Source organism: Gammaproteobacteria bacterium (assembly GCA_013151035.1).
Taxonomy (GTDB): Bacteria; Pseudomonadota; Gammaproteobacteria; order JAADJB01; family JAADJB01; genus JAADJB01.
In genome coordinates, this window is record JAADJB010000053.1 from 73,038 (window position 1) to 97,233 (window position 24,196).

A 24,196-nucleotide genomic window follows, 5' to 3' on the forward strand; every position below is an offset into this window, starting at 1 on the left:
AGAAAGTTGTGAAGAAAAAAGCAGTGAAAAAGAAAGTCGCTGCCAAGAAGAAAGTTGTGAAGAAAAAAGCAGTGAAAAAGAAAGCCGCTGCTAAAAAGAAGGTTGTAAAGAAAAAGGTAGTGAAGAAGAAAGCCCCTGCCAAGAAGAAAGCTGTAAAGAAAAAGGCTAAAAAGAAGTAAGTCAACGTAACAAGGGCAGCTTTACTACTTAATTGCTATGCTCTAAAGGCCCGCCTGGCGGGCCTTTTTTATTGCCTTGCAGGTATATTTGAGGCAAACAACCGCACAAATAGCAAAAACAGGCCTATTTACAAAAAAATAACGGCTATTAGAAGAATCTGATACCTGTTTACCGTTACAATATGTAAACTTTTACCATTAACCACTAAAGGGAAAAACCGATTCCCCAAACCTGAAACAAAATAATTATGAGCACAGAATCCAGCACATCTGAAAGACAAAATAGTTATACCCGTGAAGAACTTATCGCATGTGGTCATGGCACTACATTTGGTCCTGAAAATGCACACCTGCCCCTCCCACCTATGTTGATGTTTGATCGCATTACTCATATCAGTGACAGTGGCGGTGAATTTGATAAAGGCCAAATCATTGCGGAACTGGATATCACGCCTGATCTCTGGTTTTTTGATTGCCACTTTGAAGGCGACCCGGTAATGCCCGGCTGCCTTGGTCTGGATGCCCTATGGCAACTCATTGGTTTCAAACTCGGCTGGCTAGGAGGCCCCGGACGTGGACGTGCACTCGGCGCGGGCGAGGTTAAATTCACCGGTCAGGTGACCCCGAAAAACAAGTTAGTCACCTACAAAATTGACATGAAACGTGTCATTATGCGTAAACTGTACATGGGTATTGGTGATGCTGCCATGGAAGTCGATGGTCGTGTCATCTATACAGCCAAAGATCTTCGAGTTGGGTTATTTACATCAACGGAAGGCTTTTAAAAAGAAGAGGTTTTTATGCGTCGAGTAGTTGTTACGGGTATTGGCATTGTCTCCAGCATTGGCAACAATCAAAACGAGGTTCTGGAATCGTTACAGCAAGGACGTTCCGGCATTGAGTTTAGTGAAGAATACAAAAAATTAGGCTTTCGTAGCCACGTACATGGTCCCGTTCACATTAATCCGACTGAGCACATTGAACGTAAGCTACTTCGTTTCATGGGTGACACTACCGCTTATAACTATATCGCCATGAAAGAGGCCGTAGAAGACTCCGGCCTTAGCGAAGAACAGATATCAAATCCCCGAACCGGTCTTATTACCGGTTCAGGTGGTGCCTCAACAGCCAATGTAGTCCGCGCTACCGACACACTGCGTAACAAGAGCGCAAAACGTATTGGTCCTTATGGTGTAACACAAACCATGTCCAGCACCACCTCGGCCTGCCTTGGCACCGGCTTCAAGATCAAAGGCATGAGCTACTCAATTAGCTCCGCCTGCGCCACCAGCACCCACTGTATTGGTAATGCCTATGAACTGATACAGTTTGGCAAACAGGATATTGTCTTTGCGGGTGGTGGTGAAGAGGTACACTGGTCGATGAGTATGTTATTCGATGCTATGGGTGCCCTCTCCTCCAAATATAACGAACACCCTGAACAGGCATCCAGGCCTTATGATGCTAACCGCGATGGTTTTGTGATCTCTGGTGGCGGTGGCATGCTGGTGCTGGAGGAACTGGAACATGCACAGCAGCGCGGTGCCAAAATTTACGCTGAACTGGTCGGTTATGGTGCCACCTCGGATGGCCATGATATGGTGCAACCATCAGGTGAAGGGGCCGTGCGCTGTATGCAGATGGCAATGGCCGATATAGACACACCCATTGACTATATCAACGCCCATGGCACCAGCACCCCGGTGGGTGATGGACGTGAACTGGATGCCATTCGCAATGTCTTTACAGACAACATTCCAAACATAAGCTCAACCAAGTCACTCAGCGGACATGCGCTGGGGGCGGCAGGTGCTCATGAAGCCATTTACTCCCTGTTAATGCAACAAAACAACTTTATTTCTGCCTCGGCTAATATTGAAAACCTGGATCCAGCAGCAGCAGGCATACCCATTGCACAACAACGGATTGATAACATCAATCTACACACCATTATGTCCAATAGTTTTGGTTTTGGTGGTGCCAATGCATCTCTGGTCTTTAGAAAGCTATAAAACACCGGGATACCGGGATATCGCATGTTGCACTACAAACGCCCTACGATCTACCATACCCGCCACTCCCTGGGACGTAGTCTGTTAATATGGTTTTTGTTACTAGCCCTGCTGCCACTAAGCATTAATGCCTGGATTGCTCACCGACAGGCGGTACATAGTTTAACTATAGCGGCAACAGAAAAACTAAAACAAGGTGCTGAACTCAAGGCATTCTTTATTCAGAACTGGTTCAACTATCGTCTTATGAACCTCCGCAGTCAGGCAGAGGATCATCACAATATTCAATTCCTTTCTGCACTGAAAAAATCCTTTCGCGACAGTGGCAAAAAACTATCTGATTTTATTGAAAGTGATAGCTGGCGTTTACTGGCAAATAGCCAACAAAATGACATCATGACCTTCTTTAAACGTCATAACTATATCTATGACCTATTTCTGATCGATGAGCAAGGTAACATTCTGTTTACAATAGAGCGTGAATTCGATCTTGGCACCAATATTTTTACTGATGACTATGCTGGAACCCGTTTTGCCATTATCGCCAAAGAAACCATTGCCCACCAACAGGCTCTGTTTTCGGATTTCAGCGGTCAGGCCAGTTCCAATAATCTACTATCCGGTTTTCTCACCGTACCCATACTGGATAATAAAAATAAGATTCTGGGTCTGTTTGCGATACAACTACAACTGGGTCAGATTAATGAACAGATATTAAAACTGAACCCTGACAGTAGCCTCACACACTACCTAGTAGGTGCAGATGGTCTGTTACGATCGCCAGTAAGCGCAATAAAAACAGATCATGTACTACAACGGATTAACACCGAACAATTCCAGCGCTGGAAAAATGAATACAGGGAAAATGGCACCCACTCCAATGATGAAATCGAACCCGCCTTTAGCTACATGGGGCCCAATGACAAGCCAGTTATTGGCATGCATCAGACGATACGTTTACCCGGCGTAAACTGGCTGTTAATCAGTGAAATTGATGAAGATGAGGCCCTTGCCTCCGCACACAAACTGGGTGAGATCACCTTAGTTATCTTTATCTTGACGGGTGTATTAGTAATAGGGCTTGCCAGCTACCAGACACAGCGTATTACCCGCCCAATTATAAAACTGGTCGATGCCAGTGTGGCCGTTGCTGCCGGCAAACTGAACCAACAGGTAGAGATCGATGCCAATAACGAGATTGGTGTACTCGCCGACGCCTTTAATGAAATGATCACTACCCGTAAACGACACATGGATGTGTTGGAAGAGAGCAACCAGATTGCCCAGATGGCTCTGAGTGAACTGGCTGAACAAAAGGCTGCTTTGGATCAACATTCTATTGTCGCAATCACGGATATACAAGGCAATATCACCTTTGCCAATGAAAAATTTACCGAGATCAGTGGCTATAGCCGCCAGGAATTACTCGGACAGAATCATCGCATGCTCAAATCCGATTGCCATGATACTGCTTTTTTTCGTGAGATGTACCGTACCATTGCCTCTGGCAAGACGTGGCATGGTGAGATTTGTAACACAAACAAGAACGGTGATCTCTATTGGCTGGATACAACCATTGCACCCTTTATTGGCGAGAATGGAAAGCCACAAAGCTATATCACTATCCGTACTGACATTACCGAATATAAACGGGTAACCAAAGCCATGCTGGAAGCAAAGGAGGTCGCCGAAGCCGCGACTCGACAAAAGTCGGAATTCCTTGCCAATATGAGCCATGAGATCAGGACACCAATGAATGGTGTTATCGGCATGACCGAACTGCTACTCGATACCTCATTAACACCCAAGCAGCTTAATTATGCCGAGGCCACCCGGCATTCCGCCGATGCCCTACTAACCATTATCAATGACATCCTTGATTTTTCCAAAATTGAAGCAGGCAAAATGGAACTGGAGGATGTCGCCTTTGACCTGCAATCACTAACTCAGGGTGTTACCGAATTAATGGCATTAAAGTGCCATAAAAAGAAACTGGAGATGTTGTTACGCTACAAACCGGGCACTCATCGATTTGTTATTGGCGACCCTGGTCGGATTCGGCAGATATTGTTAAACCTGCTCAGTAATGCAATTAAATTCACCGAGCAAGGAAACATCCTGCTCACAGTCGAGTCAGCCAAATCAGATAATAATGAAATCCTGTTTCATCTTACCGTACAGGATACCGGTATCGGTATTGCGGAAGACAAGCTGGAGAAAATATTTAACAAATTTGACCAGGAAGATGGCTCCACCACACGAAAATATGGGGGGACCGGTCTCGGACTATCCATCTGTAAACAACTCAGTAAGATGATGCAAGGTGATATACAAGTCAGCAGTAAAAAGGGACAGGGGTCCAGCTTCACCTTCAGTATGAAACTCCAGGTCAACAATCAGGCATCCACCATCACCCATTCCATCAGCAACTATCAGCTACTCAAGGGACTGAAGACCCTTATTATTGATGACGTCAGTATCAATCGCACCATTCTTGTCGAGCAACTATCACCATTGGGGATGCAGATTCTCAACGCCAGATCCGGTCAAGAGGCCATTGATATATTGCAACAGGCGATGGATGAAAATGCACCGTTTGATATCATCATTACTGATTATCAGATATCGAAGATAGATAGTGAGGTTCTGGTGACAGAAATACTGAACAAACAGTTACTGGCAGCCAATCCGGTAATCCTGTTCATTGCATCATCACCACGTCGAGGGGATAGCTCACACCTGAAGGCACTGGGCTTCGATGGTTACCTGAGTAAACCGATCCATCCTGCCGAGGTACCACAGATACTTGCCATTATCCGAGAGGCCAAACAGCAAGGGCGCACTATACCTATGGTCACACACCATACTTTGCGAGAAACCAGAGCACAGGCGCATAAAGAAACCAGCTTCAGCAACAGCAAGATACTCTTGGCTGAAGATAACGCCATCAATATGATTGTCGCCACCAAATTACTGGAAAAATACGGCTGTCAAATAACACCCGCTGTCAACGGTCTTGAGGCACTGCAACAGATCAAGGAACAGGACTTTGATTTAATACTTATGGACTGCCAGATGCCAGAGATGGATGGTTATGAGGCAACGGCAAAAATCAGAGACTTCCAGTCTGATAATAATAGCAAGCAAACACCGATTATTGCCTTTACCGCCAATGCCATGAAGTCAGACCAGGAAAAATGTATGGCTGCCGGTATGGATGATTTTATTAGTAAACCAGTTGATACGGCCAGGCTACAACAAATTCTAGAGAAATGGTTAACAAAGGGGTAGGGTGCGCACTGCGCACCAAAGTTGGTGCGTATTACGCACTTGAAAATCATTTAATAATCTGTGCCCACAGTTTATCCAGGCGTTTCGCTGACACGGGTACAGCCGTTTTCAGAGTTTGTGCAAAAACCGAGACACGGTATTCTTCCAGTAACCAACGATACTCCTCCAGCAAGGGATCTGTTGCACTCAGAGACTCCTTACGCTCCTGATAACGCGTCCATAACACACTAATCGGTTGTGCCAATTGTCGATCCCGACTCGCATCCACCTCCAGCTTATCCATACGCATCGACAATGCTCGCAGATAACGCGCCAGATGCCGTATCCGTTGCCAGGAGGCCTTCTGCACAAAACCCGGATAAATCAGGTAACCCAGTTGGCTCTTTATTTCATTTATCGCTGCCAGCGTTGTTACCGTTATATTTCCCTTCAGACGCTTTGCAATGGCATGATATTCCCGTAATGCCTCCCCCAGCCAAGTACAGAGACTATTACTCACATCACCTAAAAGAGGTATCCCGGCCTGTCTGTATTGATCAAACACCGCCTTGCTGCGAATATCCGTACCCTCAGCAAGAAAGGTCTGTTGCACAATCAAATCCATAATATCCTGTCGTAGATCCTTGCATTGGCCGATACCGCTGTAATAAAGACATAACTGCTGAATTCCGGAAAGCCCCTTCTCAACTGCGCGCAGATCACGCACACACTCTTTCTTGTACAGGGCCATCAGCCCTTGACGCTGATTCTCATGCGCTGTCGCGATAGAATCGAAGACACGCAGGGCTACCCCCTTGCCATCAAGCATGAGAGCAGGATAGGCGCGTAGATTAACCCCATCAACCTGTCTCTCGATACATTCCGGCAGATCAGGAAAATCCCAACGTTCAATATGACTACGCTCAAGATCTTCAAACAGGGCTGATCCGGAAAATACCTGCTCGACCTGTCCCTTGTACTGTTTTTGCAAGGTCAGGAGATCAGAACCCTGACCCAACACCTTGCTGCCATCAATAATACGAAAAGTCATAAAAAAGTGCTTATCTAGTAATTCAGGACGCCAATCACCCGATGCAATCTGTATCCCGCCAATTCTGGAAAAGTAATCACTCATCACCCGCAATAAATCGCCATCCCCCTCTGTTGCACGCAAAAAACTCTCGGCATAATCTGGTGCAGGAACCAGATAACGGCGCAACGCCTTAGGCAATGACTTAATCAATGCCACCACTTTGTCTTGCAACAACCCTGGCACCAGCCAGGAAAAAGCCGATACCGGTAGTTGAGCTAATATCGGCAAAGGAATATTCACAATAACGCCATCCACATCCTGTCCCGGATTAAAGCTGTATTCCAGTGTCAAGCTGATACCCGAAACCTCGATAACATCAGGGAAACGTTGCTCCGTGATCTGCGCAGCATCATGCTGCATCAAGGCATCACGACTCAGATACAATAATCGGGGCTGATCCTTTTCAATCTTTTTTCGCCAACTGTCAAAATCCACACCACTACAGATCCCTACTGGAATGCGCTCATCATAAAATGCATAAAGCTGTTCCTCATCCACCAGTACATCCCTGCGCCTCGCCTTCGCCTCCAGTAACTCCACCGCCTCAATACAACGACGATTATGATGAAAAAACTCAGCACGGGTACGGTAATCACCATTCACCAGTGCAGAACGAATAAAGATCTCTCTGGACTGCACTGCATCAATAGCAGAAAAATTAACACGCCGTTTTTCTACCAATACCAGACCATACAAACTCACTCGTTCAAAGGCAGCCACCCGTGCAACTCTCTTTTCCCAATGAGGTTCAAAGTAATGACGTTTCAGTAACTGCGGCGCAAGTGATTCAATCCAGTACGGATCAATCTTTGCCACGGTACGCGCATAGCGTCGCCCGGTCTCCACCATCTCAGCTGCCATAATCCATTTATGTTTCTTCTTAAACAACCCCGAACCAGGGAAGATATGTAATTTTATATTCCGCGCCCCGGTGTACTCACGCGCCTCGGTATTACAGGAAATATTACCCAACAACCCGGACAGCAAGGCACGATGAATAGCATCATAATTGGCCTCCTGTTTATTAAAGTGCAAACCCATCTCAGTCGCCATCGCATGCAACTGACGCTGTATATCCATCCACTCACGCATACGCAAAGGAGATAAAAAGTTTTCCCTGCACCACTTACGCAATTGATTGGAAGAAAGGTGACGTTTTTGTTCACGCCAGGCATACCACAACTTCAGGTAACTGATAAAATCGGATGACTCATCGGCAAACACGGCATGACATTCATCGGCACGTTGAGCATGGTCTAGCGGACGTTCACGCGGATCTTGCAGCGTTAATCCCGTTGCAATAATCAGCACCTCGGACAAACAAGCCTCACTTGAAGCCGACAGCATCATACGCGCAATCCCCGGGTCAACAGGGAGCCGTGCCAGCTGTCTGCCTAATGAGGTAATGACCTTGTGTTCATCGACTGCACCCAGTTCCCGCAACAACTTATAACCATCACTCACCAGACGTGAGTCCGGCTTCTCCAGAAAGGGGAATTGATCAATATCACCTAGCTGTAGTGATAACATCTGCAGGATAACGGCAGCAAGATTGGTACGCAGAATCTCCGGCTCGGTAAATAGCGGACGTTGTTCAAAATCTTCTTCCGCATAAAGACGAATACAGACACCCGCTGCCGTGCGTCCACAACGACCACTGCGTTGATTAGCGGATGCCTGTGAGATCGCCTCAATGGGCAGACGTTGCACACGAGTACGATAACTGTAACGACTCATTCGCACCTTACCGGCATCAATCACATAATGAATACCCGGTACCGTTAATGAGGTCTCAGCCACATTAGTCGCTAGCACCACTCGACGACCCTGATGGGATGAAAAAACCCGATTTTGTTCTGCAAAAGACAAACGACCATAGAGAGGTAAGATCTCAGTACGTGCAGGCTGATGCTTACGCAGATATTCGGCTGTCTCCCGAATTTCCCGCTCACCACTAAGAAAAACCAGGATATCGCCACTACCCACCCTTGCTAACTCAGTAACGGCCTGCGATATTGCCAATAATTGTCGTTGTTCTGCACTACTCTCTTGCTGCCCTTGCTCCATAGAGTGATAACGAATCTCAACTGGATAACTACGACCAGAAATCTCGACTAGAGGAGCATCATTAAAGTGTCGTGAAAAACGTTCAGGGTCAATCGTTGCCGAGGTTATAATCAGCTTTAATTGCGGACGTTTCATTAACAATTGTTTGAGATAACCCAGCATAAAATCAATATTCAGGCTGCGCTCATGGGCCTCATCAATAATCAAGGTGTCATAGGCCAGCAGATCAGGGTCAGATTGGGTTTCGGCCAGTAACATTCCATCCGTCATAACCTTGATATAGCCCTGCTCACTGGTTTGGTCGCTAAAACGAACCTTACAACCAACTTTTCCTCCCAGATCAACCCCTAACTCATCGGCAATCCTTTTCGCTAGACTACGTGCAGCAATCCGGCGTGGTTGGGTGTGTCCAATAACACCCAATACACCCCGCCCCATCTCCAACAATATCTTGGGGATTTGTGTGGTTTTTCCGGAACCGGTAGCACCACTGATAATCACGACCTGATGTCCGGCAATGGCTGTCATAATCGCCTCTTTCTGCTGCACCACCGGAAGCTCTACAGGGTATTGTGGCACTGGCAAGGACTGCCTGCGCTGCTGTGCCCGTGCAATGGAGGCCTGCACCGCCTTCGACAGGGCCTGCAGACCCTTATCACAGGGTTTGCCACTACGTATACGTTTTGATAAGCCATGCAAACGTCGAGCAAAGACCTTACGGTCTACCAACATACACTGTGACAAACAATCTTTAATCTCGGAAAACACAATAAATATACACTTAATTAACAAAAACCACATAATAACATGTTGATATTCTGTAGTATCACTCCCTCTCTTATGCTACATTTAAGCGCATGATACCTAGACTTGATGTTGTTGATGATGACCCGGGAATGGTCGCCTTATTGAAAGAGATCGGAGAATCTATTGATTTCGAAGTACACACTTATCTGGATGGCACCGATTTCAAACAACGTTTTGACCATGACAAGATAGGCATTTTGCTACTTGATCTCATCATGCCAGAATGTGATGGCATCGAGGTGCTACGTTTTCTGGCGCAACAATCCTTTAACAACCCCATTATTCTAATCAGTGGTTATGATACCTCTGTCCTTAATGCTGCACAAAAACTGGCGGGTGAACAAGAACTGGAGATCATCGACAGTTTTTCCAAACCACTACCCATAACTGAAATACGAACCTGTCTAAAGCAATTACGCGAATCCTTTGTCAGGCATACCAGCACGAAAAACATCCCGGATAAACCCGGCGTTAAAGAACTACATCAAGCCTTGCAAAACAAAGAGATAATTCTTCACTACCAGCCTCAAATCGATATCCAGACAGGCAGCATTGTTGGTGTAGAAGGTTTGGCTCGCTGGCAACACCCGACACAGGGACTACTTTATCCTGATAGCTTTATTGGCATAGCCGAAGATAACGGGCTCATTGGTGAACTAACCCGACAAGTGATTGAGATTGGTGTCAATCAGGCTATAAACTGGAAAAATCAGGGGTTTACATTCAACCTGAGTATCAATGTGTCCGCTGATAACATTATTGATTTATCCTTGCCGGATCAACTAATCAAACTCATTAACGCTAATAAACTGAACCCGGGGCTACTTACCCTGGAGATTACCGAGAGTAATTTGATGGGTAACCTGACCACTTCTCTCGATATCCTGACACGTCTACGCATCAAAGGTTTTTCGCTCTCAATTGATGATTTTGGTACCGGTTACTCTTCCTTATCCCAGTTACACAAGATCCCCTTCACTGAGCTAAAGATTGATCGCAGCTTTGTCACTAATCTGGAGAATGATCCTGAGGCCGTTGCTATTGTCGAGACCTGTATCATGTTAGGTAAGAAACTAAATATGAGTGTCGTTGCTGAAGGTGTTGAAACCCAGAATGCCCTGTACATACTTAAAACCATGGATTGTGATATTGCCCAGGGATACCTGATTGCAAAACCAATGCCCGCAGAAGACCTTAGCCAATGGATTCAAGAAAAAATTACTACATTATCGGCCTGATACTTGGTTTATTTTTAAACTTATCATCCGCAAACGCCAGAGATTTTGATCTATTTGGCGAACCTGATCATCGGATTATTTATCAACTCAATACCGCCGACCAAAAAACAATTGATACCATCCTGTTTTCCATCGGCGAGCTGGTGCGTACCTATGGTGACAGTATTCATATCGTTGTTACCGCACTTGGCCCAGGGATTCATACTCTGGCAAAAAATCCACTGCGCCCACTATCTCTGGAATCACGCCAGCGCATCTCCAGCCTTGCCAACTACGGTGTCGATTTTCATGCCTGTGGCAACACCATGAAATCCCTGCACTGGAACAAAGAAGATATGCTGGAATTCGCAGTCATTATTGATGTAGGTGTAATCGACATAATGCTGCATCAGGAACGAGGATACAGCTATATCAAGTGGTAAATCAATCCGCATCCCAATATCGAGTTGCTATACCCTCACCAAGATCTGCCTCAATCAAACGCTGACGAACCTCCAGTAGCTTTTCAATCAGGGCGAGTTCTTTAGCCTCATAGGCTACAGCATCCGGCACACGATTAACCACCACACCCAACAACTCGGTAATGGCATTACCAATCGAATTCTGACTAATCGTAACAATCAACTTGCCTTCATCATTACGATAAATCAGTTGCTTGAATGCTGGCTTCCAACGAATCGAATTGGCATATCTTGCGTCAATAATACAACGATCACGCACTTTTTTGGCGGTCTTCAGGAAATCATTATCAAACAACAAGACACTCTCTACATGCTCGGGAAACCAGGCATTCTCGGGAATAGCAGCATTACGTGTAGAGACCTGACCAAAAAAGGTTCGATAAAAATCAATAAACCCTTTTAGCACCTGATCATATTCCTGCCAGAAGCGAATATCCTTTAGTGCATCAACCCCTCCTTGCACTTCCCAACTGGGTAAGCCCTTGGGATAACCCGTTAATTCCAGTTTAGAGGATTGATCATCGGTTAATTTCAGAATATCCAGATCAAGTGCAAACTCAAAAAATTTAACATAGACCCTGTGCATATAAGCTTGAAAAAGACTATGTTGGCCACCATCCGTTAAGTTGGGATTAGCTGGATCGGCCAAATTCGCATTACGCAGCTCATTCTTGTTAAATACAATAAAGTGATTATGTAACATACGAATGCTGGGAACACCCGGTGCCGTTAGTGGCCAGGTCGCATCCAGGCTCGCCTCACCCGATAGCACCAGCGCCTCACCCGGGTCAGGGTAAAGCTCCAACATATATTCGATCATAATCTGATTCATGCGATTCCATACATGCTTCACATTATGCGGCACCTGGGTTCGACGTACCGGCCGCCCCAGTGGATCAAGAATGGACTTTGAACTATTGTAGATAATGGAGGCATCGAATTCGTTACTATGCCCCAATGCCTTACGATAGAGCAGCAGATCTTCGGGGTTACTCAACAAACCATTATTATTGACCAGATCATTCAGATTCTCTGTACTATTAAAAAACTCATTGGCCTTCATACCCTCTGGAACGTCCAGTGGAATTGGTCTGAAGGGTGTGACTATTTCTCTTGGACCAAATTGCATATTATAGAAACCCTGCCTGTATTTTACTGATGTGAATTATACTCGATTAATGTCTCTCTGACCCGATCATATTCATTCATCAAGACAACAATTTTTTCTTTAAGACCCGCTACCAGCCCCTGCTCTGCAATTTTTTCCTCCAGTGCCTTGGCCTGTTGTGACAGGTTAACCGCACCCATATTGTAACAACTGGATTTCATACTATGCACAATGCGTCTTACGGTTTCCTGATCGCCCTCATCCAGACGTGTAAAGATATCTTTTTTATACTCATCAACCTGTTGCACAAACACCGGAATGAGCTCAACGAAAGCATCGCCCATAGCTTCTCGCAATGCACCAAGGATCTCAAAATCAATAACGTCATCACCATCGGATTCATCCACGACAACCATTTCCGCTTTACTAACATTATTGCTATCAGAACTGTCACCAGCACCCGTATACGACTGTAATGCCTCACTTGATTGCTCCCAAAAACAGGTATTCAGCAGCAACTTATACAATGTATCGATAGAAAAAAAGCGACTATGGCGATAAACAAAAGACGGAAATTTCATTCCATTAGTTTCAGTCAGGGATTCCAGAAGAACAATTTTTAATCCCTCCAGGGTCGGGGTCACATGGATTTCATCAACCAGACCCTTCAGATCCTCATTGACTATATTATCAAACATCAGCAGCTGATAAGCCTCACCTACTTCCTTTGCTGCCAGCAGTGTTGGCAACACAGACATACCCGAATCCATTAATGTTGATGAAACATTAAGGTATTGCAGTTGACTACCCAATATCTTACGCTGATAACGATAACTATTAACGACCAACACACGAATAGCACTTGATCCTCACGTGGACCCTCATCAACCCCTTCATCGATGCATTGCAGGGGTAATTCAATCCAGAAACTAGAACCCACACCAACGGTGCTATCAACGCCAATACGGCCACCCATTAAATCAACTATTTTCTTGCAGCTCGCCAGACCTAAACCGGCGCCACCAAATTTTCGAGTGGTAGAACTATCCGTCTGGGTAAATAAATTAAACAATTTTTCCTGTTGCTGTTGCGGAATACCGATACCTGTATCTTGAACAAAAATTTGAAGTTCATGGCTACCGCTATCGGTTGCTTCATAGGAAAAGCGAAGAATAACTGAGCCCTGTTCAGTAAACTTGATGGCATTGGAAATCAGATTTAATAGCACCTGTTTAATACGGGTCGCATCACCCATAAAATAACGCGGGCAATCATTATCATAATCCAGCACAAGATCAATACCGGCTTCATTCGCCCTGATCATGGTCATCATCAAGACCCGATAGGCCAGAGATTCCATTTGCACAGAGCAACATTTCAGATCCATCTTGCCAGCTTCCGCCCTGGAAAGATCCAGCACATCATTAATTACACCAAGAAGAATATGTCCTGAATCCTGGATCATATCCAGCATATTCTTTTGCTCAGTACCCAGTGATGTGTTCTTTAACAAATCAGCCATACCCAGAACACCATTTAACGGGGTACGAATCTCATGACTCATGGTCGACAAAAACTCACTTTTATCCCGCGCAGCCTGTTGCACTTGGTCATGTGCCTGCATCAACAATTCTTCTGCCTTTTTGTGTTCACCAACATCCTTGATAATAGCAACATAGATATGATTACCATCAAGATCCATTTTATTAATTGATTCAATGACATAATCTCTATCGAAAGTAAGCACGCACTCAGCGATACATTCAGAAATAGTCCGTTGTTTTTGTTTGGCAAATTTTAATTCATGAGAACGAGTGCTTACCATCTCTTCCAGATCGGTATTTAATTGATACAGATGTCTCTGACTGTCAACGACATGTTGCATCATGTCTTCAAATGAAGCAGCTAACAAACCAATCTCGTTATCCTGTGTTACCGGCATACTAACCATTCGCGCATTATCAACCGAGAATTCAGCGATAGTATTTTTCAATAACAATACCGGCTTTAATACAAAATGACGCACCCATACGATAACCAGGCACAATACCAAAATAAAAAAGATAATCAGGGCAATAATAAGCTGATGTGACTGGGCATTAAAATTCGAGAATAATTCTATATAGAGCTCACTGATAGCAAGGAGGGATACAATCAATATGAGTGATAACACATATAATTGTTTATTAAGGTTCATACTTCAAGACACCATGAATCGCTTACATACACAAAAAGACTGCATTATAGGGTACCTCATAATACCCTCGAATGGTGCGCAGTGCACACCCTATTTGCGTCTAGCGACACCAATCAGCCCTAAAAGGCCTGAACCCAATAACCACATTGCTGCGGGTACAGGTACCGCACTGACATCACCCGAGCGCACAGCCCAAGCATATTTGTAATCGGTCTTATAGTTGTTGAACTGCCTGCCATTGTACATATAGAAATACCATGCAAGGTAAGTACCTGACGAGTACTCCGTAGCCGACCAATAGTAGTCAGACTTAACGTTACTGAATGAATCTGTATTAGCCAATGAATAAGCACTATTACCTAGTGCATTATAATACAAGCTACCCATTTCACTACCCGTACAGTTGTAACCATAAGAACCACCACTCGATTGAGAATCACAACTTGTATCAGGCTGTAAGGTATCGGGTAGGCGCCAGCCCGTGACACCGGACACATTCAGGCTCCCCGCCCAGGCATTGGCATTAACCCATCTCATTTTGCCATCCGTTATTGAAGGGCCATCATCAAATGTTGACCCTGCCCCTGCATTGGCATCCGCCAACCAGGTCAGATCAGCCACATCATCATAATAGGCCTGATAATCAGTACCACCAAGAGTCGTCGGTAATCGCCCTAGCAGGGCTGCATTCGCCATCGATGAAACCGTTACGGTAGTAAGTAATACAGCAGCACTTGCCAGTGTCTTTAATGTCCTCATTTTATTGCTCCTGGTTGCTTGTTTTTCTTTATGCTTAAAAGATACTATGAAGATAAAAAAGCAACTATCACGCCAATAAAATACACCCATTAAAAACAATAAGTTAGACACACTAAAGACTCTCTACAGACACAAAGTGTAAAGTAACTAACACTTTCCATTACGCCAATAAAGCAGTCAAAACAGATGTCAGAAATGGTAGTGAAGCCATTAGCCTGATGAAACCGCTATTAATATCCGAAAGTTCAAAACACAGACCGATTCTTGCTGATCTAGCAGTAGAGCTTGCTTCCAAATCATCCGGCTTTTACCACAGCCTACCGCCAAATATGTCGACTGCACTCACTGATCTTGTCCGCTCGATGAACTGCTATTACAGCAATATTATTGAGGGGCATAACACTCACCCTATCGATATTGAAAAAGCACTAGATGGGGATTACAGCACCAACAGTGAAAAAAGAAACTTACAACTGGAAGCCAAAGTACATATTGAAGTTCAATTATGGATAGATCAGGGGGGGGGCTTCGTGGCAAAGAGGTATCTGTTGAAGGTATCTGTGATATACATCGTCGCTTTTGTGAACACTTGCCTGAAGAATTGCTATGGGTTGAAGACCCCGACTCTGGAGAAAAAATCAAGGTTATACCGGGTGAACTACGCAAAAGAGATATTCAGGTCGGCAGGCACACAGCGATTAGTCCCAGAGTAGTGCCTGAATTCATGGAGCGTTTTAGTCTTATGTCTCACGCCATGCTTTTAAATACCTTGGATACTGGAGCCGTTTGGTCTATTGCTCGTGGATTAGCTAAAAATGAGAAAAAATATAAAAGACATTTAGCCGAATGTGATTTACAACGTTGCAATGATCTTGATGGTCGTGGAAATCTTAGTGAAGAAGCTTTGGCTTCATTTACAAAGTTCTTTCTTGAAACCTGCATTGATCAGGTTGAATTTATGCAACAATTAATTAAACCTGATCAGTTAAGAACCAGAATCCTGTTATGGGCTGACGAGGAGATTGCCTTGGGTAATCTTCCTAAGGCCGCTAAAAATATTTTAAAACACTTGTTATTTGAGGGTAGTCTCACCCGTAACGAAATACCCGATATACTCAGCACCAGTCCTCGCAGTGCCCGCCGTATCACAAAGGCATTAGCTGATTATGGCATCATTAAATCAGACACCCCTAAATCCCCATGGCACTTAGTCTTTCCTGCCAAACTTGCTTCAAGATGGATGCCGGGTCTATTTCCAGAATAAAATCCTGAAATAGATACTGCCACAAGCTGTGCTTGTGGCATTTTTAAACCGTTCATACCCTCGAACATGAATCGAATCAGGCCTCTACCTTCTGATCTAACCTACCGCATCCAGGCCCACTGATCACACTCCTTCCACCTGTATGAGGGCTTACCTGTATCTGGGTGCTGATGCGCTCTTTGAGTGTTGATACATGCGAAATCACACCGATCAGTTTGCCATCCTCTTGCAATCCTGCAAGGGTCTCCAGAGCCGTGTCCAAAGCATCTTCATCCAGGGTACCAAAGCCTTCATCCAGAAATAGTGAGTCAACCCGGACGTTTTTACTGGCCATGTGGGATAGGCCGAGTGCCAGGGAGAGGCTGACGATAAAGCTCTCACCGCCCGACAAGTTCTTGGTTGAGCGGATTTCACCCGCTTGATAACTGTCCACCACATTCAGCTCCAGGGGCTGCTCATCATCTCTAATCAAAAGATAGCGATCCGTCATTTTCTGCAACTGTCGGTTTGCATGGCCGACCATCATTTCAAAGGTCAAACCCTGAGCAAAGTTGCGGTATTTCTTGCCATCGGCTGAACCGATCAATTCATGCAGCATATCCCAACGTGAACATTCACGTTTTTGTGCGTCAATGGCTTTTGCTCGCTCTTGTTGTTTGCACCTCAAATCATTATTGTCTTTTAGCTTCTGCTGGAGGCCACCAAGCATCTGTTGGAGTTCCTTCAGGCTATTTGTAAGAGTCCCTAACGCTTGTGCAAGCAGCTCACGAGGTTGATCCGTGACCTCCTTTTGTTGTTCAGTTTTTAGCAGGCTGATTTTCTCCTGATGCCTTGTATCCAACGCCGTTTGCTCAGTAGCCAACTGCTGGGCTTGTTGCATAAGGATTTTACGCTCATCTTCGGGCAAACAAGCGGCTTGATAATCCACCTCATCACTGAAGCCAAATAGGCCAAGTCGAGCCTGGAATGCTGCTTCCTCGGTCTTTAGTTTCTCTGCTCGGGTAAGCATTGTCTGCTCAATCGTTTCAAACCTATTTTTTAGTTTGTCGAGTTCCTGACTTGCAGAATTGAGCCGTTGGCGTGAATCGTCAAGATGCTTATCACATTGACCGATGACTGAGGAGAGACGGGATTCTTCATCATCGGGGATTTTATCACCGAAAAGCATCTGCCGTGAACGAGCCAAATCGTCTCGCTCATGGATTAAGGCATCAAGCTCACCCTGCTGTTTTTTCAGTTCGCCTTCAAACTGAGTGATTTGCTCAGCTTGATGCTGCGTCTGAAACACTAGGGCAGGGAGTTGCTTTTCAATTTCAGTTTTTCTCCCTTGTTGAGAAAGCCACTGCTCTCGACGTGTGGTTAACTCAAACAGGACCCTATCCAACGCATCCAGAGCCAAGTGTTTGATTCCATACTTTGAGAGTTCACGGAGTAACTCATCCTGTGATTTCTGTACCGTCGCCGCCAACTCGGCGACTTCCTTATTGACCCGATCAGCCGCTAACTCGGCAGACTCCTTTTTGTGGCTGGCAGTTTGAGTCTCCCGCTCCAACTGCACTGCGGCTTCTCGTGACTTTTCCATGGCCTTGCGCATCGTTACAATCTCTTTTTCGATCCCCTCGGTGGTCTGTACAACCTTTGATGCACGTTCCAGGTTGTCGTCGTTCTCTTGCTGTAAGCGCGGCAAGGCCTTAACCAACAACTCAAGAACCAACGCTTCTCCGCCCTCTTTATCAAAATCATCAATAGCAAGAATGACAGCACCTTCGTGAATCCGAGCATCTTCTGTCGCAATTTTCTCAGCAATCTCTTTTTTCTGCATAGAGACTTGCGCCAAATCCTTCTGATTTTCAGCCTGCTTTATCTTAAAACCAGAAAGTGACTCGTTTGCTTGTTTAAGGTCAGCCCTCACACGATTCAGAGCGGTGGTTGTTTCATCTGGAACAGGGATATTTCCTTCAGCAAAGGGATGCTCCTCAGCGCCGCAAAGTGGGCATGATTCACCTTCCTGTAGTTGATGCCTATGCGCCTCAAAATCTTGTATTTTATTGATTCGAGAAAGTCGAGTTTCAAGCTCACTCATCTCTTTTTCAAGGGCTTCTTGTTCTTCGGTTAACACCTGAACCTGATTAAGCAATGATCCATTTTGTGCATTCAGGGTTTCATCCTGGTTATTAAGCTCACATAAGGTACTTCGAAAATCAGTGACTGATTTGATCGACTCGCTGATACGATTAAGAGCGTCCTTTCTCTCTCTTAGACTAAAGAGAGAACCTCGCCAATCTGAAATTTCTCGACCTGCTAATATCTGATTAAGTTCGCTCTGCTGTTGACCAAGCCTCTCCTGTAAAGTGGCGAACTCTTTTTTAGCAACGCCCAGGCTCGTTGACTGCTCACCCCAGCACTGATGGGCCTCACTCTTTTGTGTTTCAGCGATGCTGAGTTCATTGAGCTGGTAACGGTGTTTAGCATCAACTTCACGGAGTGCATCAAAGCGGGTTCGTATCCCTGCAAGATGTTCAACGAGACCTTCATCCGCCTTGCTTTCGCCAATCGCTTTCAGAACAGCATCGAGCGCCTTCTTTTTTGAATCAAGCTCACAACAATCTTCACTGTTTTTAATGCGCATGGCATCGAGCCCTTTATCACGCTCTGCAATACTATTCAGAATGCTCTTTATCGAAGCCTCTTTTTCCCCAAATTTGAAATCCAACTCCCGAACCTTGCGGATAACAAGCAGCGCCTCTTGTTGCTCACTTTTCTTTTTAAGCAAATTCCCGCTTGCCTGCTTCAATGCCTCTTCTGCCTGTTGGGCTTCAGTTTCTTTTTCGGGAAGCACTTTCTGGCAATCACTGAGTCCTTGGCGATCCGCTTCCTGCCCACGGCGCAGCAAGTCGAGACGGGTGTATTCAGCCGCCAACTCTAAGGCCTGTTTAGCAGACTCAAGCTTTTCGAGTTCAGGCTTAAATGCCTCGTGATGAGTAAGCAGATCCTGTTTCTTCCCATTAAGCAAAGCCAAATCTTTTTCAAGGCCTTCGATGCCCTCTAACCAAGCGATTGCCGCTCTTTGTTGATCCACTTGTTTCGCTAAATCAGTTTCCTCAGGTATCTTCTGTTCCAGGCTTGCTTTCAACTGCTGTTCATCTTCTTCACTCAGTAGTTGTATCCCATCCAGTTCGGCCTGAAGAATCTCCAACTTTTTCCCTTCCTCGGAGCGACGTTCATGAACGGACTTGGAAATCTGGCTGTAAATCTCTGTTCCGGTCAGTTGTTCAAGAATGGGGGAACGATCCCCCGGATCAGCCTGTAGAAAAACATCGAACCCGCCTTGTGCCAACAGCATGGAACGTGTGAAGCGTTCAAAATCCATACCCGTCGTGGCTTCGATCTGTTCAGCGACACCCCGAAGTGAGGTCTGCAAAATTTTGCCTGAATCAACATCGGCCACCTCATGCTTCGGTGACTGAAGATCACCGCCCGGCTTTCTGCGTGCCCGGTGCTGGCTCCAATGACAACGGAATCGCCCGGATTGAGTTTCGAAGGTCACTTCAGCAAAACATTCGCCCATCTGCTGAGACATGATTTCATTGCCGCTCTTAGTCACTCTGTCGAGACGAGGTGTTCGACCATAGAGCGCCAGACAGATGGCATCGAGAATGGTTGTTTTACCCGCACCAGTGGGGCCGGTAATGGCGAAAATACCGTTGGATGTATAGGCTGGGTCTGTTAAATCAATCGCCCATTCACCCACGAGTGAATTTAGATTTTTAAACCGTATATTGAGAATTCGCATAACCGTCTCTACTCTGCTCGGGTATCTTCTTCATGGAGAGACATAACGATCTCTTGGTAAGCAAGCAGCAGTTCTGGGCGTTGTTCTTTAGCCACCTCATGAGCATCCAAGCAACGTTCAAATACATCATTGACATTCAAATCATCAAGCGTTTCGTCATCGTGGATGCGGTTGAGAACACGATCAATGATCCGGTTATTCCTGACACGAAGCAGCTCCATCTCAGTTTTAGAAATGACATCTTCCAGGCGTTCACGCAGATCAGCAATGAGCTCTTCACCGTCATAGATAATTTCCAGCCAGGCCTTATTTTGCGTAACAGAAAGTTCCAGAATCTGGGCAGATATTTCATCCCAGGAACCTTGTATTCGTGCGAGTCGTTGGAACAGCGGCACCTTAATTTGTGTGACTTGTGGAACCGGCACCTCGTTTGCCTCATTGTTGGAAAACTCAACAAGGCAAACACTCTTCTCTTGTTTGGCTTCACCAAATCCCATTGGCAGTGGCGAGCCACAGTATCGCATCACCTCAGAGCCATTCACTTTTTGAGGAACATGCAAGTGCCCCAAAGCAAGATAATCAATACACTCCGGAAAAATAGCTGAAGTCACATGCGCCAGTGACCCGACATAAAGCGGACGAGTACCATCGCCATCAACCGTTTGTCCGCCTGCGGCAAAAAGATGTCCCATAGCAATAATGGGTAGATCAACGCCTAGTGCTTCTTTTACCGATAAGCGCTCCTGCTCGGCCAACGCTCCCACCTCAGCATAGTGAGAACGTATACCTTCAATCAGCTTACGCTCTTTGTCGTCAATGCTTTCACCCGCTTCCGCCACGCGAATATCACGATCCCGCAAATAAGGCACCGCACAAACGATAAGTTCTGGAGAACCTTCCTGACTTTGCAATAACAGCACTTCATCTTCACGACTCTCAGTGGTCGAACCAATGACATGAACATCAAGCGCACGTAACAGTTCTTTGGGTGCATTTAGAAAGGAAGGTGAGTCGTGATTACCAGCAATCACGATGACATGACGACAAGAAGAGGCCGCTATACGGCACAAGAATCGGTAATAGAGTTCTTGCGCTCGATTGCTTGGAGCCGTCGTGTCAAAGACATCGCCAGCCACCAGCAGAACATCCACCTGCTGTTGCTGGATAGTTTCGGCTAACCAGGATAGGAGTGCGTCGAACTCTTCGTAGCGCTTTCGGCCATAGAGTGAACGGCCTAGGTGCCAGTCTGAGGTGTGGAGAATTTTCATAAAATGTTAAGCCTTTCTCAAGTCAGGCTCCTACGATCATCCGTGAGAAGCCATATACAACGCAATATCATTTGAACTAACCCAGCAGCTCTGGTGCGTAAGCTTTTAAACGATGATCAAGTAAGGCACCAGAATGACGAGTCAAAACATCTATCTCAGCGTGGCTGAGCTTTTTCAGGTTAGTGCGGATTGCTGAAGCAAAAGCCGCATCGCCTTTACGCGCCTCACCTTTTTCACTATCAATAGAAAACCATAAGGGCTTAAACCGATCAGCACTCAGTTCAAGTCGACTGAACTGCAAGCCACGTACTTGCTCCATAAGTATATTAATTGAAGCGAGTAATACGCCACTTCCGGATTCGGTGGGCCGATCATCCATATCAAACGGCTTACCACCATCACTCACAATGACATAATCAAGTTTGTTACGATTACTCAATAATGGATTAACACCAAGATTGTCATACACACCACCGTCAGTCAGAGTTACATAATCAATGCCCGCTGCGGGATATTGATCCTGATCCAGTCGCTGTGGTGGAAATACTGGCGGAAATGCTGATGAGGCAGCGACAGCTTGGCTTATTCGAATATCTTTTGCGTCAACGACACCAAGCTCCCACTCCCCCATTTCGGCAGGCAACTTACCACCAGTGACATAAAAGAACATATTCCCTGTCGCTAGATTTGTAGCATTCAAATACAAACGAGGTCCTTGAGCTAGATCCCCGAGAGTAGACGTACCATAGAGATCGCGCTCGTAGGTATTCTGTAGTTTATCCAATCGTGAATTAAACGGATCGAACACCCCACCAATAACAGAGGAGACGGCAATAGACCGAGTAAGTAGATATTTTTCAAGCTTGCCTAGAGCATCATTATCACCCCAATGATGAGTAAGAAAAGCACCCGCAATACTACCTCCGCTCACGCAGGTTAAAAGATCTATATCCCACAATACCCCTTTAGAGTGTAGGTATCGGAATACCCCCAAATGAAATGCCGCAGCACGAAAACCACCACCGGACAACGCCAATCCAACGCGTTTCTTTTGTCCATTGATTTCAATTGTCATTGAATATTTCCCCTGAATTGTTAGCCTGTAAAAAAACAAACTGCTAATTTGGCTGTTTAGCTCACTGCTCGACAACCTTACCAAACGACTCCAGCGCTAAATATTTTGAGCAAAAAATATCCGTTGGTATTTTCTTTTTTAACAGTTCGTGAAAATTTTCATCATGTGTTGCTATGATCAATTGTTTATCAAATTTGTTACTCAGATTTCTAAATAAATCAATCAACCCCAATGCGTTAATTGAGTCCATAGACTGAACTGGATCATCAATAAAAATACAATCAACACTTTTACCTTCATCATCTTTCACATTTAGCGCTTTAGCTAAAAATATACTGAGACTTAATATGTTAATCTGGGCTGAACTAAAATGTAGGGTGGGTTGGATTGTACCGCCATCTTCGGGATTCATAAGTTTTATATGTAGTTCAGGTTTACCACCGGCATCAGGTATTTTGCAATCAAATTGTATTTCTTTGAACTCTGGGTGTGGGTCAATTGAAGCGTAAATTTGATCAATTAAGTCTGTATGGAAATATTGTTTTATAGAACGTTCTAGGTATTGAGATATATTACTAAGATCCCTACTAAGCTCATCCTTGATAGAGGATAACCCTTTGACTTTTATATCAACATGTAATGATTTCTGTTGTAACTCAAGTTTATTACTAAAATTTAAAGCTCCATCTGAAAACTGAGATAACAAACCTAAATCACTTAAATGTTGCTTTTTAATTTCAATATTTACTGAAATATGTCGAAGCGTATCGTTAGCTTTGTCTTCGATTGAATCCCAGCTTTCAGAATTCATTAAGTCACTAATTCCCAAGTACATAACAGATTCCTCATGTACTGAAAGTTTTGGTAACAATTCGGCTAATTCTTTTTCCTTAGTGTTTTTTACGGCACTAATATCCACGATTTCCTTTCCATGGTACTCAATGGGAATCAATTTTTCAAGTTCATTTATTCTATTTTCTAATTCCTGAATCACCTCAGTTTTATTATCCAGCCCCTCTTGGCTTTGCTGCTGTAATGCTGATAGTTTTTCTCGGAGCTCATAAAAATTCCCACTATCATCTACAGACTGTGATATCAAGAATGTCCTAATAGACTGAAATTGAGTATCCTTCATCAGCGACTGCTGTCTGGTTAGCGACAACGCCAAAGTTTTATCTATTTCTTTTATAGTTTCACCACTACGTGCAATTCTTTCTTCAGCGTTCTGAATGTCGAGCTTACATTTATCCACTTTTTTTCGTATTAACGAGATTTCTTCTTCTAGAAATATATTTAATTCATCAGCCTTTTTAAAACGTGTTATTTCTGACTGCGCTGCTAATTCTTGGTTATATTTTTTCACTGATAATTCGAGTTCATTTTTCTTGAATTGGCTATCAGCTAATAATCGTCGTTTCTCGATCAGCTGATTACCAAACAACCGTAAAGCTTCTTTTAACTGGGTTTCATAGCTCAACTTCAGCTTTGCCAATGAGTCTTGAGATGCAACGATTAGTGATTCCAAATTATTTTTTTCTTGAAGAAGTGTTTTCTCCGCATTTTTGAGTGCAGGATTACTTTCAATCCGCTCTTTCAATCTGTTAA

At 44.8% G+C, this 24,196-nt stretch carries 14 protein-coding genes and 2 pseudogenes (1 of these 16 running past the window's edge); 7 read left to right on the forward strand and 9 right to left on the reverse strand.

Annotated features, from left to right (window positions below; genetic code table 11):
• From GXP22_11525 to GXP22_11540, 4 genes and pseudogenes are all read left to right on the forward strand, one after another.
• Positions 1 to 179 (forward strand): annotated as a pseudogene (locus tag GXP22_11525) (histone H1); it begins 316 nt to the left of the window's first position.
• Positions 180 to 427: 248 nt separating this feature from the next.
• On the forward strand, positions 428 to 964 hold the full coding sequence (gene fabA, locus GXP22_11530) for a 3-hydroxyacyl-[acyl-carrier-protein] dehydratase FabA (protein NOX10091.1): 537 nt from the start codon (positions 428 to 430) through the stop codon (positions 962 to 964).
• 15 nt (positions 965 to 979) lie between these two features.
• Positions 980 to 2,191 carry a beta-ketoacyl-ACP synthase I gene (fabB, locus tag GXP22_11535; GenBank protein NOX10092.1) on the forward strand — a complete coding sequence of 404 codons (1,212 nt, stop codon included), beginning with the start codon at positions 980 to 982 and terminating at the stop codon, positions 2,189 to 2,191.
• Positions 2,192 to 2,215: 24 nt separating this feature from the next.
• Positions 2,216 to 5,482, forward strand: a complete 3,267-nt coding sequence (locus GXP22_11540; protein NOX10093.1) for a response regulator — start codon at positions 2,216 to 2,218, stop codon at positions 5,480 to 5,482.
• 46 nt (positions 5,483 to 5,528) lie between these two features.
• Here GXP22_11540 and hrpA read toward each other — a convergent pair whose 3' ends face one another.
• Positions 5,529 to 9,422, reverse strand: coding sequence for an ATP-dependent RNA helicase HrpA (gene hrpA / locus GXP22_11545; GenBank protein ID NOX10094.1), 3,894 nt, complete (start codon positions 9,420 to 9,422; stop codon positions 5,529 to 5,531).
• Between the two features lie 56 nt (positions 9,423 to 9,478).
• Here hrpA and GXP22_11550 point away from each other — a divergent pair, with 56 nt between their 5' ends.
• Both GXP22_11550 and GXP22_11555 read left to right on the forward strand, forming a co-directional pair.
• Entirely contained in the window at positions 9,479 to 10,666 is a 1,188-nt protein-coding gene (locus GXP22_11550; GenBank protein NOX10095.1) for an EAL domain-containing response regulator, read from the forward strand.
• A complete protein-coding gene (locus tag GXP22_11555; GenBank protein NOX10096.1) occupies positions 10,630 to 11,088 on the forward strand; it encodes a hypothetical protein in 459 nt (152 codons plus the stop codon). Before GXP22_11550 ends, GXP22_11555 begins: the two co-directional genes overlap by 37 nt.
• Before the next feature lies 1 nt (position 11,089).
• On the opposite strand, the gene GXP22_11560 is transcribed toward GXP22_11555, so the two are convergent.
• The 4 genes from GXP22_11560 to GXP22_11575 all read right to left on the reverse strand — a co-directional run bounded on the left by GXP22_11560 (position 11,090) and on the right by GXP22_11575 (position 15,191).
• The gene (locus GXP22_11560) at positions 11,090 to 12,256 is read right to left on the reverse strand and encodes a hypothetical protein (protein NOX10097.1); all 1,167 of its coding nucleotides are present in this window, start codon (positions 12,254 to 12,256) and stop codon (positions 11,090 to 11,092) included.
• 23 nt (positions 12,257 to 12,279) lie between these two features.
• Complete coding sequence (locus GXP22_11565) at positions 12,280 to 13,086, reverse strand: Hpt domain-containing protein (protein ID NOX10098.1); 807 nt, start codon at positions 13,084 to 13,086, stop codon at positions 12,280 to 12,282.
• Positions 13,005 to 14,432 (reverse strand): hypothetical protein, encoded by a 1,428-nt coding sequence (locus GXP22_11570; GenBank protein NOX10099.1) that lies wholly within the window; start codon positions 14,430 to 14,432, stop codon positions 13,005 to 13,007. Before GXP22_11570 ends, GXP22_11565 begins: the two co-directional genes overlap by 82 nt.
• Before the next feature lie 90 nt (positions 14,433 to 14,522).
• Positions 14,523 to 15,191, reverse strand: a complete 669-nt coding sequence (locus GXP22_11575; protein ID NOX10100.1) for a DUF1566 domain-containing protein — start codon at positions 15,189 to 15,191, stop codon at positions 14,523 to 14,525.
• A gap of 218 nt (positions 15,192 to 15,409) precedes the next feature.
• Here GXP22_11575 and GXP22_11580 point away from each other — a divergent pair.
• Positions 15,410 to 16,455, forward strand: a pseudogene (locus tag GXP22_11580) (Fic family protein).
• A 76-nt stretch (positions 16,456 to 16,531) separates the two neighbouring features.
• Here GXP22_11580 and GXP22_11585 read toward each other — a convergent pair.
• The 4 genes from GXP22_11585 to GXP22_11600 all read right to left on the reverse strand — a co-directional run.
• Positions 16,532 to 20,248, reverse strand: coding sequence for an AAA family ATPase (locus GXP22_11585; protein ID NOX10101.1), 3,717 nt, complete (start codon positions 20,246 to 20,248; stop codon positions 16,532 to 16,534).
• Positions 20,249 to 20,256: 8 nt separating this feature from the next.
• Positions 20,257 to 21,516 carry an exonuclease subunit SbcD gene (sbcD, locus tag GXP22_11590; protein ID NOX10102.1) on the reverse strand — a complete coding sequence of 420 codons (1,260 nt, stop codon included), beginning with the start codon at positions 21,514 to 21,516 and terminating at the stop codon, positions 20,257 to 20,259.
• A 76-nt stretch (positions 21,517 to 21,592) separates the two neighbouring features.
• Positions 21,593 to 22,591 (reverse strand): patatin-like phospholipase family protein, encoded by a 999-nt coding sequence (locus GXP22_11595; GenBank protein ID NOX10103.1) that lies wholly within the window; start codon positions 22,589 to 22,591, stop codon positions 21,593 to 21,595.
• 61 nt (positions 22,592 to 22,652) lie between these two features.
• Positions 22,653 to 24,196: hypothetical protein (locus GXP22_11600; protein ID NOX10104.1), on the reverse strand; the 1,544-nt coding region annotated here is incomplete at its 5' end.